The sequence below is a fragment of the Nocardia acididurans genome (assembly GCF_016741815.1).
Lineage (GTDB): Bacteria > Actinomycetota > Actinomycetes > Mycobacteriales > Mycobacteriaceae > Nocardia > Nocardia acididurans.
The window spans coordinates 352148-368798 of record NZ_JAERRJ010000004.1 but is presented as its reverse complement, the minus strand read 5'-3'; the positions used below and the strand labels follow the sequence as shown (position 1 = coordinate 368798).

Genomic DNA, 16651 nt, shown 5'->3' with positions numbered 1-16651 from the left:
GTGAATTCGAGTTCGAGGCGGAATTGGTCGCCGCTGAGTAGGCGGTGGCCGGTGTTGAAGGCCTGGTCTGCCGCTTTGCGGAGGTTGTTCTCGAGCTCGCTCAGTTGTGCGGGGGTGAGTTGCCCGGCGTTGTCGAGGTGGACACGCATGGTGGCCTGGGTGAGGGCGTCGGGTCCGTATTGGAACCGCCGGGTTTCGTATGCCGGTGTGGTTGTTGCGTTGTGGTCGGGGGTGACCTCGGTGGAAGTGGCGGCTTCGGTGTTCTGCTGCTGGTAGAAGTCGTCCCAGTCGTGGTGCGCCTGTGTCTGGTCGGCATCGGGTTGTACGCCGGTTACCTGGTCGATCTGCTGCTGGAGGTCTACGTCCGCACCGGGTTGCAGCGGACCGGGGTCGGCCTCCGTCGGTACCGGAATGCCGTTGTCCTGCTGGTGAACCGGAGCGGTATCGCCCGAGTCGGTTAGTAGTCCACTGTCCCGTGTTCCGGCCACGTCCCGTGGCTGCGATGACTCGTTGTCAGCCACGCCTTCGCGCGAGTCGCTTCGTGACTCGTCGGGTGATAGCTGCTGGTCTGCGGTTCGAGGGTCAGTTGGAACTGTGTTGTCGGTGCGTCCGGGTCCGTCAGTGACTGGATCTGGACCTGGTAGGTCAGTTCCGTCGGGCTTTCCGCGACCAGGTGCAGGGTCAGCCGGGTCTGGTACGGATAGATCTGGCGTCCCGGTAGGGGGCTGTTGGTTTCCATCGCCGTCTCGTACTCCCGGATCACTCGGGTGCTCGGCCAGCTCGGGAACTGTCTGATCACTCGGGTTCGGGCGTCCAGCACCATCTTCGGGGCTCCGGAGAGTGTCCGGTCCGTCGACTTCTTGCTGATGATCCACCCGTGCGGGAACTGACGTAGCTGGAGTTCCTGGTTGCCGAACACCTGGGCCAGATAGGTCCGGGCTTCCTGGGTGTTGGTGAGTGGTTCCGGCATCGTAGGGGGTCCCGTCGGGGTTCAGTGGGATGGCGTCGAGGTAGGCGCTGTCGGCGACCAGATCCGCGGGCGGGGTGGTCGTGGTTTCGCCCGACTGCGGATCCCACCACACCGGGCCATCGGCATCCAGCGGGAAAACGATAGCGGTGACGTGACCGCCGTCGGTCTCCGGTGTGCCATCCGGGTTGAACAGCGGATTGCCGTCGTCGTCGAATGCCTGGTAGGTGGACGCGACGAGCGCCGACGCCCCCGGGCCGAGCGAGGCGACAAGATCGTGCAGTGCCTGGTACTGCTCGGGGATGGTCCGCCCGCCGTCGTCGAAGTTCATCAGATCCGCGCCCAGCCACTGCTGGGCGGACTCGATGTCCTGTCCGCCCGGGTACTCCCAGGTGCCGTCGGGGCCCACTTCCGGCAGCACCGGATGCGCTACCTGCGGAATACCGTGGAACGACGACAGACCGGCGAGCACATTGTCGATGCAGTTGACGTCACGCCCGGGTACCTCGAGGCCGCCATCATTGATGAGCTGCCCGAACGGGTTGGTTCGTGGATCGGCGCCGCGGGTGAAGGTGTCGCCGTCCCGGAGCGCGTCTTCCACCGCGGTTTGATGGGCCTGGTCCTCGAGCGGACCCAGTTTGCCGGGACCGAACTCGCGGGCGGAATCGAGATCCTGGAGCGGTTGCTGCTCGGCGTCGGGTTGGTCCTGGGGCGGATCCTGTTCCGGCTCGGGCTGCGTCGAATCATCGTCCGGCGTACCGGGATCCGGCTCGGGTTCGGTCGAGATCTCCCGCTTCGCCGGGCCTTCCGTCGTGGTCGGGCCGTCGAGTCCGGCCACCGGGACGACGTATCCGCGATCATTGAGCGGCCCGCCCTCCGGGTAGACGCCCACGGGCAGGTCGAGAACGCCTTCGTCGGTGAAGAATCGGACCTGGCCGTCGCGGCTGACCACGGCTTCGACATGTGGAGTCCGCTTGTTGTCGATGTCCTTCCACATGCTGTTGGTGGTGTTGCCGAGCCGGATCTCCTCGTCGGACGGCGGCCCGGGGAGCCGATCCTCGGGGTGGGTGTGCAGGATGAACCTGTAGTCGCGGCCCAGCTCGCGCGGTATGGAGCTGGCGAATTCCGTACCGCGGAAGAGTCGCAGATCGCCGTTCTTGTTCTGCACGATGGCGTGCTCGACACCCGAGAACCGTTGCAGCTCAGCGAGATGCTTGACGTTGACCTCGCCCGGCCGGATCGGGATGTGCGCGTTCTCGGCGAGCTGGTTGACCAGCTGCTTGGCCTTGGGGGACAGGTCGCCGAAGCTGATCTGGCCGCCGGGCATCCGCGAGTTGGACTTGTAATGCTTGGCCATCTCCCGCGTGCTGTCGGCGGGGTCGGTGTCGGACGGCTGCGCCGGCGGCGGATCCACGCCGATCGCGACGACCGGCGTCACCGAGACGTCCGGATCGGTATCCGAATTCGGCTGACTCTCTTGCGGTTTCGCGTCCGAGACCGGCGCTTCGACGCCGGTGCGGGTGGCCTGCAGGGGATTGGGGTTGCCGTTGGTCGCCGGCCCGGCGAAGGTGGTGCGATCGGAAACCGAGGCGCGCGGCTCGGTGCTGGGGACGGTGGTGTCCGGCTTGGCGATGCTGCCGTCGGACGGAAGCGAAGCCCCGACGTCGCGAGCCAGGGGAGAGGTTCTCGCGGGATCGCTGGGAATTCCCGCGCGGGTGTCGGTCGTGGTGGTGGAAGTGTTGGGCGTGGCGGCGTTCGGCGTCGTGGGATGCGACGTCGTCGGGTTGGTCGTGGTCGGGTTGGACGTGGTGGGGTTGGACGTGGTGGGGTTGGCGGTCGTCGGTGCGGTGGTCGACGGTGCCGCCGTATTCATCGACGGCGTGCTGCCGACATTGGAATTGATCGGTGCGGAAGGCGATACCGCGCCGGGCTGCGTTCCCGCGACCGTGGTCGCGGGATTCGCGGTCGTGGGATTCGTGGTCGTGTCGGTGGTCGTGTTCGGCGACCCGCCGCTCAGTTCACGACCTCGGGACGCGAGTTCGTCTGTCTTCGAAGGAGATTCATCGGTCCGGACGTCCTGCCCGGTGTCCGGCGTCGTGCCGTCGTTCGCGGCGCGCACGTCCGGCTGAGCGTCGTTGCCGTTGTGCTCCGGCGCGTTCGGGTCACCTGCCCGTGTCTCGTTCGGCTGACCGCCGCGCGTGTCGGGGTCGGAGTCGCCGGGGGCGGCTTCGTCGTTCGCGGTGTCGGTTCGGCTCTCGTTCTCGGTGCCGGAATCGTTGTCTCGGGCGTCGTTGTCGGTGGCGGCGTCGTTGCCGGTGGTGGTGTCGCCGTTGGCCCGGGTCTCGCCATTGCCGGTGGTGTCGGTGTTCCCCGCGGTGTCGCCGTCGTTGGTCGTGTCCGAGTTCGCCCGGGAGTCACCGTTATTGGTGGTGTCGGTGTCGGCCGAGGGATCCGTCCCGGCCGGCGACGTCCCGTTGGGCTGCCGGTCCCCCGACGGATTGCTGTCACCGGCGTTCGGGTTGTTCGTGCTCCCGTCAGGTGAGTTCTGTCCGGGGATGTTGGGTCCGTCTGTCGGATTGTTGGTATTGCCGACGCCTTTCCAGCCGCGGACCGCGCCGGGTCCCGCGCCGGAGATGGTGCCGCCGGTCAGCGAGCGAGGGTCGAATTCGCCCCATTCCCCGGTGAACAGCTTGCTGCCCACCATGGCTCCCAGTGCGCCACCGAAACCCGCTGTGGCGCCGGTGATTCCGCCATTGAGCGCGCCCTGCCACTTCCCGGTGGGGGTGGGCAGCAGGTTCTTCATCCCGAACCCGATACCACCGCCGACGCCACCGGCGAACGCGGAGATCTTGGCGTTGTCCTTGATCGCCTGCCAGTTGTAATCGTCGATGTGGCCCTGGGTTTTCTGGATGTACTGGACCAGAAACTCCTGGCTGGTGCCCTGCGCGGTTTCCTGCAGCGCCTCCTCCAGGATCTCCCGCACCAGCTTCACCACGACCTTGTCCAGGACCGCTTTGGTGACCCCTGACGCCAGCGCCTGCGCGATGCGGATAGCGAGTTTTTTGCCCAGCATCCGGAAGACCACTCGGCCGACCGCCAGTGTGGCGGCGTGAGCCGCCCCCGCGAATGGCCCGGCGGCGAACGACATCGCCAGCTCCGCAACCAGCCAGGCGCCCGCGATATAGAAGTTCAGTTTCGCGGCCTGGAGACTGTCGCCCATCCCATCCGCGGCCGTGGCCAGGGAACGGTAGTTGTCGGCGAGCTCGCCCAGCGAGCCGGTGCCCGAATTATCGCCGTAGCGAAGCGGTTTGATCCAGTTGAGGATCTCCTCGCCGCCGGTGCCCTCCGGATAGGCGTTGCCGGTCTGTTTGATCAGCGTTTCGAGGTCGCCGAGAACCTCGTCGACCTGGCTGGCGATGTCCTCCAGTTCGCGGCCCATCTGCCACATCAGGTCTTCGTTGCCGTGCGGCCAATCCGAGCCGACAACCCATTCGAGCCATTCCAGCCATGACGGAAACTCCAGCGCCACAGCAGACCTCAGGCTTCGTTTCGACCTGAAGGATCAACGAGCCGACGCTCGCGGCACCCGCGAGCCTCCCCCCTGAGATCCATCGTTCACACCGGTCTGTCTCGAATGCTGATCTTGGCCGAGTTCGACTGTGCCACAGTCGGGTAGCGAACTCAAACGGTCGGCCGGGTGCGGGCAGCCGTTGCCTCAGGCATCTTCCAAACGTTTGGGGATGTATTCCGGGATGTATTCGCTGAAGAACCCGATGACATCCTCGGGGATCGGGCGTATCGCCGAAAGTGAGTACTCCAGCACGTATCCGGCCTTTCCGGGGCCGCCGTCCCAGAATTCGTATTCGGGCTGGAGATCGTCCACCAGATCCTGGTAGAGGTCGCGCACGTCGAGAAAATCGAGCAGTCGCGGCAGCGCCCACTTCGCGATGCCGGGCCCCGGCGCTGTGGGCAGCACTGTCATGCGACCACCGTCATCGCCTCGCACCGTTCCACCGTGACCGAGGGTTTCGGCGGCTTTCATCTTCACGAAGTGGCACGGTCCGGCCCACTCGACGAATACCCACTGGTTGAATCGCGGGTCCTCGTAGACCTGACCACTGGGCAGGTCGGCGATCCTGTCGGTGTAACCCAAACCCGGCCGGGAGATCTCGTGATCGACGCCGTCCGTTCCGCGGACCGTGAGCAGTCGCTCGGTGGTGGTCAGCCAGTCGACGATCGACTGCCGAAACTCTGATCGCCGATCGAAGGCGCGCACGCACGAGAAGTGAAAGGCCCCATTGAAGAACGTTCGTTCGCCATCCCAGGGCGCGAGGATCTCGTGATAGGGCGGAATCGATTCCGCCCACCCCTCCACCTCGAGCACGAATCGTCCGCAGAAGTGGCAGGTTCTGGGTTCGTGGAACACTGGTCGTCCTCCCGGGTCTACTCAGCGGTGTCAGTCTAGTGCGGGCTTCCCGCCGCCACGACGCGGCGCAACGGCGGTGATAGGGTCGCCGCGAACAGGAGGATTACCGTTGCCGGATGTGCTGCCGTTGGCGCGGACCAACGCCGAGGCCCGCCTCTTTGTGGATCTGCAACCGTGCCCGGGTTGTGCTCGTGGCCGGTGCGCCTTCCGCAGCTCGGTGGTGACTGTCGGCGACGTGCTCGCCAGTCGCTACAGCGGAGAGTGCGCCACCTGCGGGCAGCACCGCGAGTACGAGTTCCGCTTGCCGGAGGAGATCCTCCCCCCGCCCGCGGGCTCGGTGCGCTTCGGTGGCGACGATCCCTCTCAACTGCTGGATCCGGGTGAATGGCTCTGGTATTCGGACATCTGTGCACAGCAGCTTCCCGCTGATCTCACCACGATCGGCGATCAGGAACTCCGTGGCGCCCGGCACCGGCTGTCGACGGCCGTCGCGGCGGTCGGCGAGGCACTGAAATTCCTCGCGCCGGACGCGGAAAGCCTTGCCCCGCAGTCTTTTACCAGTGACCGAGGGCGTGCGGAGTACCAGCGGAATCCAGGCCGATTCAGTCGCGCCCGGCTGGAAGCCATACGGGACCACTACGCCCGGAGCCTGGCCGCTCTGAACTGAGAGCCGATCGCGAATCGAAGCGCCCGGCAGGGCTGTTCTCAGTCGGTGTCCATGATTCCGGAGCGGCGGCTGGCCTGCCATTCGTCGTAATCGACCACATCGGTGTAGTTCCGTTGCGATTCGACCGCGGCTTCCTGCTCACGACGTTCCCGCGAGTTCGGCGGCGCCAGGGACGCCGGATCCAGGGGCGGAACATCCGCGATATCGGGCATGTCCTCATCGAAAAGATCCGACAGCTTCGGCATTTTGGCGCGCTCGTCCTGCAGCGGCCCCATCAGCTCCTGGGTCTTCTGCGCCACCTCGGCCGCCGCCTGCTGGGCGGCGGCGGTGACAGCCTGCGCGAGCTCGCTCGGCGTGAGTTCGTCGATATCATCGGAGAATCGGGTGGCGATCACGATCCGGTCCGCGTTCACGGTGACGGTGACCCGCCCGCTCGATGTCGTCGCGCTGCCCGTGATCAGCATTCGCTTCTGCGACATCTCGGCGATGGCCCGCATCTGCTGCGTGAATTCCGCCATGATGGAGGCGGTTTCGGGATCCTGGAACTCCTTGGTCACGATCGGATCCCTACGTCCTCAGACCCTGGGTATTGCCCTGCTCCATGGCGACCATCTTCTTCGCGGTGTCCTGCAGACCGGTGCCCAGATTGCCCAGCGAGGTACCCAAGCTGCTCGTAGCGTCCGCCATATTGTCCCCGCCGGACTTGAAACCCTCACCGCCATCGGCGAACTTGCTGCCGAACTTGTCATCCCCCCACGCCGACGCGCCGGGTGAGATCGCCGTATCACAGGCGTCGGCGATGGCTTTCAGCTTCTTGCCGATCGACACGGCGGTGACCCCGGCGGCCTGAACCCACTCCGGTTCGACATCGACTTTCTTCGTCATGGTGCATCCCCTCCCGAATTCAGACTCGGCTACCGCAGTACCGGGCGCGGTGTGATCGACTGTGCCACAGGTATTCGGCCGCTAGCAACGCGAGCGGCTGATCATCGCGGGATGATGGTGACTCCTCCCCGCGCGAAGACGACGAGGTCGCCGGTGGTGGGGTCGACGGTAATGTGGTCGGGCTCCTGGACGTTCAGCGTGTCGGCCGAGCCGGTCTGCGTGTCGACGGCCAATACTTCGTCGGCCTGGTAGCCGGCGATGAAGAGCGTTCGGCCTTCGGGATCGATTGCCACAGCAGAGATTCCGATTCCGTCATTGCCGGGTTTGCTGCCCGGCCAGTCGAAGGTTCGGACGACCGAGCGGGAATCGGCGTCGACGACAGCGATTTTTCCCTCGTCGCTGACCGCGAATACCTTGCCCCGAGTGTAGGCGATCTCGTCCGCGTCGAATGCCAGGCGGATTCCGTCGATCACCCGGTTCGTAGACAGATCGATGACACCGACGGACGAGTACGCGCCGATCAAGCCGAGACCGGAGTCGGATTCGACAGCGAAGTCGTATCCGCCTTGCTCGAGCGGGACGGGGCGTTCGGCGGTGGTTGTCCCCGGTCGGATCAGCGACAGGCCGTGCTGCCCCCCGATACCGAATCTGCCCACGGCGTCGGGGTGTGAGGTGCTGAAAACGTAGGCATTGTGCGTTTTCTCGTCGACCGCGACCCGTTCCGATTCGCCCCCGATAGGGATCTGGGCGGTGATGGTGTCGGTGTCGGCGTCGATCACCGTGACCGAACTATCGTCTTTCTCACGGTTCGAGCTGCTGAGGACGTAGACGGTACGGCCGCTCGAGTCCACGGCGATATCTTGCGGGCCATCGGGCAGCGGGAGAGTGGCGGTGACGGCGTGGGTGGCCAGATCGACTACTGCCAGGGCGCTGATCCAGGTGACGGTTCCGCCGGCCTTATCGGCGTCGTGGTCGCGGTCTTCGTAGGCCACATACAGTTTTCCTGCAGCCGGATCGAAAGCCATGACGCCGTCGGCGGACTTGCTGGCGATAGATATCGTCGTGCGGCCGCCGTCGTCGTTCCGGGCTGCCACCACCCCGACCGCGAACACAACTCCGACTGCCACGCTCATCACCGCGGCGGCCGCCAGTACAGGCTTCGCCCACCGTCGACGTGGTGTACGGGCCGACTCGGCCAGTCGATCGAACGCGAAGCCCGGCACCACTTCCCGGGGCAGTGCGACACCCCGGCCGCTGTCGGTGCGAATGATGACCGCGCCGCCGAACGCCAGGAAGTCGGTGATCTGCTGGTACTCGAGCGTCGAATACCCGGTCGCCGGAGGTAATTCCATCGCGTCCTGCTGATACCGCACCCTCAGCTCGGTTCCCGCCGCGGCGTATGCCTCGATTCCGGGATTGCGCCGCAACGTGCGAATGCCGGTGGCCGCCAGACCCACCACGAGAGCGGCCGCGAACAGCATGAAATAGACACCGATCAGTTGCAGCGGTGAATCGCCGGTGTCTGCCGCGTGCCTCAGAATCTCGACGATCCGGCGGGCCATCAGCAGCAGCGGAACCGTCGCGACGAAGATCCACATCTTCGCCGATCGCCACCGTGCCCACTCGGTCGCTCGGACCAGTCGCCGCGCGGTGCGCGCATCAGCGACGTAGGCGCAGTCGACCGGGAACGCCGGTCCACCAGGCGAATTCGGCGCGGCTCCGGTCGGCATCGGATAGAACGGCGCAGGCTGGCCGGGTTGCTGCACAACTCCCCCTCGGTCGGTCGAACGAACTGCACGCTACCGCAACCGATTCGAGTCGACTCTTCGTCGAGCAGCGACCGCGCCGGTTCCGGGTAGGCTTCGGGATCGAGCACAGCGAGAGCGTGGTGGGGTCGGTGCCGGTGACCGGCCCACCGGGGAGGGAAATCGATGGCGGACAGTGTCGCAGCCGGTATCAAGAACGATGCGCGCAGTGGCGGGTTCAATCCAGACTCTTCCAAGGGTGTGTATTTCAACCCTGACGCTGCGACAACCATGGCGTCACAGTGTGCGAACATGCTGACTTATGTGAACGCAGCACTCAATTTCGTGAAATCGACGACGAACCTGGAGCCGCTGAACCAGCGGGATTCCGGTCGGGAGCTGGCAGGCAAATACAACTCTGCTGCTCAGAGGCTTGTCGAGACTGTGCTGACCGAGCATCAGACTGTTCTGACCGATCTGGGGCAGGCTTTCGTCGCCGCAGGCGCGAGCTATACCGGCATGGATTCCGCGGCGGCGGATGCCTTCAAGAGTGGCAAGGGCACCGACCAGCAGTTGAGTGCCGCCTTCAACGGTTTCGTCGGTGCTGCGGGGAATCCGACGGTTTCGTTCGAGCAAGTGGAGTTGCCGGGGTGGAAGCAATCCGGGCGCGGGGACGAATACGGATGGTCAGGAACATCCAGGACCGATTATGACAACCTGCTGACCAAGACCAGTCAATTGACCGAGCTTGGGAAGGCCCGGGAAGAGGGTGTCGAGCGTGATCCGGTCAACAAGGTCAACCCGGAACCCGGCATTCAATATCATTGGGACGATTTCTACAATCACTGGAAATATATCAACGAGCAGTCTGCTACTCTGAATCAATTGTCGACATTCGCCCAAGCCTGGCTTACTGCCAAAAGGTGCCTGGTGACCGGTGTCGATGAGTTCAGAAGTGGAGCGCAGAAGTATCTGATGCCGGGCTATCAGGGGAATACTTCCCTGTTGGAGGAAGTATGGGCATCTCCGGCCTCTGCGCAGGCCAAGCTTACCATCGAGAAGTATCTCACCTGTGCAACTGCGCTGGCCAATACGATGGATCTTATGAGTGACAATTATGCGTTTACTCACGGGTGGCTGAAGAGGCTGCAGAACTTTCTTCCGGATAAATCTATTTCGTCCTACAAGGCGGAATTTACGGGAAGGTCCAAGCTCAGCGAGCACACCATCAACGAGTATATGAAGGTATTGCGGCAGGCATGGGACAACTGGTATGTCGTAGGTGCGAATGAATCGAGCAAGAATATTCCCTTGATTCCGGACCTGAAGTCGATGGAAGTCAAAGTGCCGGCGGTCGACAATCCTCTGACCAACAACGGCAACCCTTCCACCCAGGCTCCCAACCTGACCACCGGACAGCCCAACCTCACGAACCCGGTCACCGACCAGCCCGTAACGGATCAGCCGGTGACGAACCAGCCCGTGACGAATCAGCCGGTAACCGATGACACCACCCAGGAATTGCTGAAAACACTTCTCGATCAGGGAAGCACCCTCCTGGAATCGGGAGTCGAGGCGGTGCAGCAGGCGGTGGAGCAGATCGGGACCGTCATCAGCGAGGGTTTGACGCAGCTCACCGACCAGACACTGGACGATGTTGTGGACACGACGAACGAGGATGTCCAGCCGACCGATCAGGTTCCGGTCACCAACCTCGCCGGTTTGACGGGCGGAGGCGGTGGAGGCGGTGGCGGAACGGGTGCGGGCGGCGGGACGTCGCTGCAGGTTCCGAAGACGCAGCTGTTCCCACGCGCCGCGGCGGTGACTGCGGATTCCACGGACAACACAACCACAACCACGTCCTCCACGTCGCGGGCGGGGCTTGCCTCCACATCCGGATACGGCAGCGGCACAAGCAGTCCGATGATGGGTTCACCCATGTCGGGCGCCTCGCAGGGCGGCCAGCAGAAGGAACACAAGCGGGCCGACTACCTCAACTCGGGTGAGCATCTCGATACTGCCCTCGGTGATACGCCGACGGCCGTCAACGCGGTGGCGGAGAAATGACCATGCGATGGCGGTTCAGCGAGGCCGAGTTCTACACGCTGTGGATGGATCAGGCGAAGGACGAGCTCCCGGACCCGTTCCTGTTCACTTCGGCGACTCGGACCGCCGATGAACTCGAGGCCGAACTGCGGGTGGCCAGGGAAGGGTTGAGTCGCAAGCAAGTTGGCGATTTCCACCTGCTCTTCGATGCCATGGTGAATCCCGATCTCTACCTGACTGCTTCCGGCTGGAATGAACAGGATCGGTTCGGCAAGAATTCGGTGACCAGCCTTCGCGCGACCAGAAAGGGCGCGAAGGGCTACGTGATCACCCAGCTCTCTGGTGAAACGTACTGGCACAGAGGCGGCTACACGGTTGTCGAATGTGATCCCCTGCGGCTGGCCGACGCCGTCGTCGACGCCATGCCCGCGGTGGAGTCCGGCAGGCGCGGTGCCATTGAACTGGACGCCGACGAAGACGGCCTGGACCGAGAATTCGGCAGGTCGGTCGTCTCCGCGCCGGCCGGCACTGCGATCGCCCGGGCAAGAGCATTCTTCGGAACCGAGGTGACCACCGCCGGCTCGATCGAGATCGTGCAGGGGCGGTCGATCTACGGACCTCGTGGCGTCACCCGTCACCAGGTCGGCTTCCGCGATCTCACCGACGACGGCCGCTACGTTCTCACCGAGAACCCCGCGCAGGCGCGGGGGGTGGATCGCGCCGGCTTCGTCTCCGTGCTCAACGGCTATGTCGCCGAGGTGATCCGTGTGATCAAGGATGAGCGGGGCCAGTGATTCGCCACCCCCTTTCGGAGAATATTTCCGTCCCCGTCCATACCGTATGGTGTCTGTACTGAAACAAGCTGGGAGGGATCGGTTCATGTCCGACACGGGGGTGGCGAGTTCCGGTGCGGCCGAGGGCGAATGGCCGTCGGTGACCGCGGCGAACACGACGGGTTCGATTCGGATACGGGTCACCGAGCAGGGCATTCCGCTGGCGGTGAAGGTGGATTCCGCTGAGTTGCGCCGGGATCCGGAGCAGTTGGCCGCGGAGTTGCTGCGGCTGTGCCAGCGGGCCGCCAATCGGGCCGGCCTGGCGCGGCGCCGGCAGCTCGAAGCCGCGGGTGTGAATGCCGAAACCCTGGCCGCTGCTGGCCTTCCGACCGAGGCAGAGGTTGCTCGACAGGAAATCGTCGAGGAACAGTATTACGATACCGAGCCGCAGAGCTGGCTTCGGACGGTGTGAGGAGGGGCGCGTGGTTTCGTCGATGGACGAACTCCAGGAGCGAGTTCGGCGGCAGATGTACCGGTTTCAGGATCTGGCGGATCAGATGAAAGCGGTCAGGGGACGCGAGACGTCGGAGGACGGAGCCGTCACCGCCGAGGTCGACGGGAACGGCGCGCTCAAGGATCTGCAGTTCAGTTCGGCCGTATCCCGGATGACGCCCGAGGAGTTCGAGCGAATCGTGGTGCGGACGGCGGCCGCGGCGGCTAGGCAGGCGTTCGAGCGGCGGGCCGCGGTGGTGCGGCAGTTCAACGAGGAGATGGCCGGATAGAACTGCGTCGTTCACGTAGTTCTGTGACAATATTCGCCTATTGTCGTCTGGCGCAGACAAATTCGTGATTGTAGGCTTCAGCAAGATCATTGATAGTGGGAGGGACGATCATGGCGGACCACGTAGCAGCGGAATTCGCGCCGATTCTGACGTACGGCACCGAGAAGGCAACGCAGGCAACGCAGGTCGCGGGGATGGCGGCGGCCGATGTGGTCACATCGCTCTCGCAGGCCGTTCCGGTTTTCGGATTGATCGGTCAGGATTTCCTGGCGGCATTCGCGCTCGCGCAGGGCAATTTTCTGCTGTCCTCGGCGGAGATCGCCGCCGTGCACGCCAGCGCGGCGACCGCCGCCTATGCCGCCGTGGGCGAGTACGGGTCCAATGAGGTCACCTCGGCCGTGAGCTTCCTATCCACCGTCCTGTGACGGAGCAGAACCCGACCGTACTCGAGGCGCTGCAGGCAAGTCCGGTCGCGCCGATGCTGGACATGCCGGTGGCGGATGTGCTGAGCACCGTCGGCCTGCCGCAGTTGCCGCAGTTGCCCACATTCAGCCTGCCCGACCTGTCCGGTCTGCAGATGCCGGAATTGCCGACCATCGATCTGACCACGCTGATCCAGCCCGCGGTCGATCTGCTCTCCTCGTTCGGCACCGGAACCCTGGACGCGCTGGGGGATTTCGATCCCTCAGCGATCCTGTCCGGAGTGGCGGACGTGCTGACCTCGGTGATCACGCAGAGCGAATCCTCGATCAGCAAGGTTTCCAACACGTGGATCGGCGATGCCGCGAACTCGGCGGCGCAGCAGAGTCAGCAGGTCGTCACGGACAGCGTCAACGTTGCCACGCAGGGGCAGCAGCAAAAGGTGATTCTGCTGGTCGCACAGGGCGTGGTCGCGCAGGGTTACGCCGAGGCCAGCGCTGTCATCGCGAAATTCATCGCCCAGCTGACCGCGTCGATCACCCTGCTGGCCACGCCGGCCGGACTGCCCATGCTCATCACCACCGCGACCCAGGCCATCGGCGAGGTCGCGGTGATCGCGGCCAAGACGCAGGCGCAGCTGTCGGTGCACACCGTGGAGATGATCTCCGCCGGAACCAAGCTCATGGTGGCGGGCGCGCCCATCGGTTCCAATATCGCGCAGCTGACCAATATGGTGAACGCCGCGATCCAGCCTCTGACGAGCGTGGCCCCGTCGGTCGCGACGCAGGTGCTGGAGAAGGGCGCGACCGTGGTGTCCTCCGGTACCGAAGTCGTCAGTGAGGCCGTCACGCAGGGCGGGAACGTAATCAGCAATCTGCTCAGTACCGACACGACGACCGACGACACCACGACCGACGACACCACGACCGACGACACGACCGTCACCGATGATTCGGGTCTGACGACGGTCACCGACGACACCACCGATGCCGGTGGCGGCGGCGGAGTGGTCGGGACCGGCGTGCCCGCCACCGGGGGCGGCACCGGATCCCCGGCCAGTCAGCTGGCCAGCCGGCTCCCCACCGAATCGACGGGTACGGGCAGCGGCCAGAGTGCGAGCCGCGTGAAGGAATCCAGCACTACCACCACGCGCGCCAGCTCGCCGATGATGTCGCCGATGGGCGCCGGCGCCGGCGCCGCGCGCGCGGGAGACGCCGGTGAGGCCGGAGCAGCCGATCGGGCAAACCTGGTCACCGCCGCGCACGGGGACGAAGTGGTCGGTCAGATCGACGGAGTGTCCATTCCGGTTGTCGGCGCGGCCGAACCGATAGAAGATCTACCAGACAAAGCGCTCACGCTCTGAAAACACTGGGGGACAGGAGAATTACATGAGCAACGGATTCGACGGAGTGCGCTTCGACGCCTCGAGCGCGCTGACCGCGGCCGCGCAGCTGGATGCGCTCGCCGACCGCATCGCCGCCGGCATGGACGCCGAACAGGTGAAGCTCGACATCGCACCGGCCGGTGCGGATGAGGTGTCCGTGGCCGCCGCGCAGACCTTGAACGCCGTGGCCGCGCAGTTCGCGACCGTCGGCGCCGACAGCGTCACCGAGGTTCGCCAGCTGGCCGCCGCACTACGCGCCCAGGTCGTGAGCTTCGGCCAGGCCGAGGACGACAACGCCCTCGGCTTCGGTGTGACCGCGGTCTGACCGGGTTCGATGTCGATGGTGCTGGAACCGACGAATCCGGGCTTCACGGGGACGGTGTGGGAAGCCAGGCCGCCGGAGCAACTGGCCAAGGATCTGGTGACGGGGGCGGGCGCTGTGCCCGCCGCCGAAGCCGGGCTTGCCTGGGCACGGCTGAGTGCGGGTTTCGGTTCGGCTGCCATCGATTACGAGCGGATCCTCGAAACCCTCGACAGCGCTTGGGAATCCAAGAACAGCGGCCCGTTCATCGAACGCTTGCGCGCGCTGCGGGATTGGCTGGGATCGGCCGCGGCCGCGGCGGCGGCCAACGCGGTGCAGGCCGAAAGTCACGCCGCCGCATATGAAATCGCGCGTCTGGCCATGCCGGACGCCGGTGACGTGGAGAAGCTCCAGCAATTCCGTGAGCTGCTGGAACAGGTCGGCTCGGCCCTCGGCGCGCCCATGCTGGCCAAGATCGCGCTCGCCGAAAGCGATGCCGATACCGTGAAAGCCGTTGCGTCGCGGGTGATGCGCACCTACGAGGCAGCCACCGAACATCTGGCCACCCCGTGGGAGCAGCAGTCGCCGCCGCCGATTTCCGCCGGTTTGCAGACCACCGAGAATGTCGTTTCCGCGGAGGAACCGGTCGCGAACTCCCCGCAGGGGGGTGTGCCGGGCTATTCGATGGCGCCCATCAGCATCGCTCCGGTGAAGACGGAGTTCCGCGTCCGCGGCAACACCGATTCGACCACCGCCAAGACGGAACAGGTTGTGGTGCAGCCGGTTACGACCCACCAGAGTGGCTCCGCGATGCCCATGGCGCCGGCGGCCATGGCGGGCGGCCAGTCCGATGAGGAACACACCACCCGCGAGGGCCTGGCCGGCGTCGCCCCGACCGACGCGGACCTCGGTCTGTCCTCCGGTATGCAGGTCGCTCCCGCCGTGCTCGGCGGCCTCGACCCCGCGGCCCAGCGTCCCGCCGTCGATATCCCGTTCAACGCCGGCACCACCGGTGTCGAAGCCCCGGTGTCCCGGCCCGCACCCACCACGCAGGAGGAGGTGACCGGATGACCACGCTGACCAATGACGGCGTTATCGCCCTGGCCGGCCACCTCGGCATCCAGGCTCTCCCCCTGGTCTTGTCCATCGGCCCGCAACAGGATTCCCACCGCGAATACGAGCGGGCCCAGGATCTCGCGCGCGCCGATCTGCTAGCGGCCCGCGTCATCGATTCTCACGGTGACGCCGATCCTGAGATCGCCGCAGCCCTGTTCACTCTCGCTCAGCCGGATTGCGAGCTCGCGGCGCGCATCTTCACGCCTGACACCACCCTGCGCGTCTGCGTTGCCCGCCGGGCCGACCATCATGCGGTAGCCGTGCGTCGCGGCGACGCCATCGACGTCCAGCCGCTGTGGTCCGATGGCTCCGGAGCTTCTCTGGCGCGCCCCATCCTCGACAACCTCGGCGTCTGTTCCTCCGCGGACGTCGTCGGCTTCAGCGCGCCTGCTCACGAACTGGCCGAGCGCTTCGATACCGCGACAAGTTCCGAGGACTACGCCGCCGCCGTCTACCACCTGGGCGTCCCCGATACCGATGCCGCCGCCTACGGTTTGGCCCTGTCCTCCGCCCATACCTACGCCGAAGTCGTGGCATACGCCTACACGGACGGCGTTACCGACCGATCGCCGGGAGCCGTCGTCGTCTACGACACCGATCGCGGCCGCATTCTGGCCGCCCCGTCGATCGCACCGGACCAGCAAATCTGGTCCACCGTGACACCGGGCACCGATCACCGGATCGCACAGGCGATTTCGGGGCTGATCGAATCGCTGCCTGGGGGGAGGTGGCTGCCGTGAGCCGGACTGGTTGGCTGCTGATCCACTCCGAAGCGGGTGATGCAATGCGTTTCACCTGTCGATCCAATGAAACACGAAGGTAAGAGGGAACACGATGGTTGCATCGAATACCGAAATGACAGCGGCCGCCCAATCGGGCATGGCTGAGGCGATCGATACGGTTCAGGTCATTCTGAGCAAGATCACGGATGCGGTGGAGACCGCCCGTAAGGGCTTCCAGGGAACCGCCGGTGACGCGTTCCAGGGTGCTGCCACCGCGTGGGACGGCGAGGCGCTGAAGCTGAAGAACCTGCTGTCGGAGTTCGAGGCTCAGGTCGGCGTCGGTAAGACCACGTTCGCGAACATGGACCAGGAATCCGGTGACGGATTCATGAAGCTCACGAATCTCTGACCGACCCC

Annotated in this window: 16 protein-coding genes and 1 pseudogene; 11 read left to right on the top strand and 6 right to left on the bottom strand. The window is 65.1% G+C overall.

The genetic code is table 11. The annotated features are described in order from the left end of the window. Positions 1–457: 457 nt before the first annotated feature. From JK358_RS40765 to JK358_RS12375, 3 genes and pseudogenes are all read right to left on the bottom strand, one after another. Positions 458–970 carry an SUKH-4 family immunity protein gene (locus JK358_RS40765; protein WP_504739709.1) on the bottom strand — a complete coding sequence of 171 codons (513 nt, stop codon included), beginning with the start codon at positions 968–970 and terminating at the stop codon, positions 458–460. A 100-nt stretch (positions 971–1070) separates the two neighbouring features. Beyond that, positions 1071–4496 (bottom strand): annotated as a pseudogene (locus JK358_RS40760) (WXG100-like domain-containing protein); the annotation flags it as partial. Between the two features lie 186 nt (positions 4497–4682). Next, on the bottom strand, positions 4683–5351 hold the full coding sequence (locus JK358_RS12375; RefSeq protein ID WP_201946943.1) for a hypothetical protein: 669 nt from the start codon (positions 5349–5351) through the stop codon (positions 4683–4685). Positions 5352–5502: 151 nt separating this feature from the next. Here JK358_RS12375 and JK358_RS12370 point away from each other — a divergent pair, with 151 nt between their 5' ends. Continuing rightward, complete coding sequence (locus JK358_RS12370; protein ID WP_201946941.1) at positions 5503–6060, top strand: hypothetical protein; 558 nt, start codon at positions 5503–5505, stop codon at positions 6058–6060. 38 nt (positions 6061–6098) lie between these two features. On the opposite strand, the gene JK358_RS12365 is transcribed toward JK358_RS12370, so the two are convergent. From JK358_RS12365 to JK358_RS12355, 3 genes are all read right to left on the bottom strand, one after another. Next, entirely contained in the window at positions 6099–6617 is a 519-nt protein-coding gene (locus tag JK358_RS12365; RefSeq protein WP_201946939.1) for a YbaB/EbfC family nucleoid-associated protein, read from the bottom strand. 10 nt (positions 6618–6627) lie between these two features. Then, a complete protein-coding gene (locus JK358_RS12360) occupies positions 6628–6945 on the bottom strand; it encodes a hypothetical protein (RefSeq protein ID WP_201946936.1) in 318 nt (105 codons plus the stop codon). A 101-nt stretch (positions 6946–7046) separates the two neighbouring features. Beyond that, on the bottom strand, positions 7047–8711 hold the full coding sequence (locus JK358_RS12355; protein ID WP_201946934.1) for a beta-propeller fold lactonase family protein: 1665 nt from the start codon (positions 8709–8711) through the stop codon (positions 7047–7049). Between the two features lie 165 nt (positions 8712–8876). Here JK358_RS12355 and JK358_RS12350 point away from each other — a divergent pair, with 165 nt between their 5' ends. The 10 genes from JK358_RS12350 to JK358_RS12305 all read left to right on the top strand — a co-directional run bounded on the left by JK358_RS12350 (position 8877) and on the right by JK358_RS12305 (position 16643). Further along, positions 8877–10757 carry a hypothetical protein gene (locus JK358_RS12350; RefSeq protein ID WP_201946933.1) on the top strand — a complete coding sequence of 627 codons (1881 nt, stop codon included), beginning with the start codon at positions 8877–8879 and terminating at the stop codon, positions 10755–10757. Then, on the top strand, positions 10754–11530 hold the full coding sequence (locus JK358_RS12345; RefSeq protein ID WP_201946932.1) for an ESX secretion-associated protein EspG: 777 nt from the start codon (positions 10754–10756) through the stop codon (positions 11528–11530). The genes JK358_RS12350 and JK358_RS12345 overlap by 4 nt, the downstream gene beginning before the upstream one ends. A 139-nt stretch (positions 11531–11669) precedes the next feature. Continuing rightward, a complete protein-coding gene (locus JK358_RS12340; RefSeq protein WP_307817479.1) occupies positions 11670–11981 on the top strand; it encodes a hypothetical protein in 312 nt (103 codons plus the stop codon). Positions 11982–11991: 10 nt separating this feature from the next. After that, the gene (locus tag JK358_RS12335) at positions 11992–12291 is read left to right on the top strand and encodes a YbaB/EbfC family nucleoid-associated protein (RefSeq protein WP_201946929.1); all 300 of its coding nucleotides are present in this window, start codon (positions 11992–11994) and stop codon (positions 12289–12291) included. A gap of 110 nt (positions 12292–12401) precedes the next feature. After that, the gene (locus JK358_RS12330) at positions 12402–12716 is read left to right on the top strand and encodes a hypothetical protein (protein ID WP_232851165.1); all 315 of its coding nucleotides are present in this window, start codon (positions 12402–12404) and stop codon (positions 12714–12716) included. Further along, positions 12713–14074, top strand: a complete 1362-nt coding sequence (locus tag JK358_RS12325) for a hypothetical protein (protein ID WP_201946928.1) — start codon at positions 12713–12715, stop codon at positions 14072–14074. The genes JK358_RS12330 and JK358_RS12325 overlap by 4 nt, the downstream gene beginning before the upstream one ends. 25 nt (positions 14075–14099) lie before the next feature. After that, a complete protein-coding gene (locus tag JK358_RS12320) occupies positions 14100–14420 on the top strand; it encodes a PE family protein (RefSeq protein ID WP_201946927.1) in 321 nt (106 codons plus the stop codon). A 15-nt stretch (positions 14421–14435) separates the two neighbouring features. Beyond that, on the top strand, positions 14436–15467 hold the full coding sequence (locus tag JK358_RS12315; protein ID WP_201946926.1) for a PPE domain-containing protein: 1032 nt from the start codon (positions 14436–14438) through the stop codon (positions 15465–15467). Beyond that, on the top strand, positions 15464–16252 hold the full coding sequence (locus JK358_RS12310; RefSeq protein WP_201946923.1) for an ESX secretion-associated protein EspG: 789 nt from the start codon (positions 15464–15466) through the stop codon (positions 16250–16252). The genes JK358_RS12315 and JK358_RS12310 overlap by 4 nt, the downstream gene beginning before the upstream one ends. Before the next feature lie 115 nt (positions 16253–16367). Continuing rightward, complete coding sequence (locus JK358_RS12305) at positions 16368–16643, top strand: WXG100 family type VII secretion target (protein WP_201946920.1); 276 nt, start codon at positions 16368–16370, stop codon at positions 16641–16643. Positions 16644–16651: the final 8 nt, after the last annotated feature.

Bases quoted from the DNA above. Each gene is read 5' to 3' on its own strand.
- JK358_RS12345 (WP_201946932.1), top strand. From the start codon at position 10,754: ATGACCATGCGATGGCGGTTCAGCGAGGCCGAGTTCTACACGCTGTGG.
- JK358_RS12305 (WP_201946920.1), top strand. From the start codon at position 16,368: ATGACAGCGGCCGCCCAATCGGGCATGGCTGAGGCGATCGATACGGTT.
- JK358_RS12310 (WP_201946923.1), top strand. From the start codon at position 15,464: ATGACCACGCTGACCAATGACGGCGTTATCGCCCTGGCCGGCCACCTC.
- JK358_RS12350 (WP_201946933.1), top strand. From the start codon at position 8,877: ATGGCGGACAGTGTCGCAGCCGGTATCAAGAACGATGCGCGCAGTGGC.
- JK358_RS12360 (WP_201946936.1), bottom strand. From the start codon at position 6,945: ATGACGAAGAAAGTCGATGTCGAACCGGAGTGGGTTCAGGCCGCCGGG.
- JK358_RS40765 (WP_504739709.1), bottom strand. From the start codon at position 970: ATGCCGGAACCACTCACCAACACCCAGGAAGCCCGGACCTATCTGGCC.
- JK358_RS12330 (WP_232851165.1), top strand. From the start codon at position 12,402: ATGGCGGACCACGTAGCAGCGGAATTCGCGCCGATTCTGACGTACGGC.
- JK358_RS12320 (WP_201946927.1), top strand. From the start codon at position 14,100: ATGAGCAACGGATTCGACGGAGTGCGCTTCGACGCCTCGAGCGCGCTG.
- JK358_RS12315 (WP_201946926.1), top strand. From the start codon at position 14,436: ATGGTGCTGGAACCGACGAATCCGGGCTTCACGGGGACGGTGTGGGAA.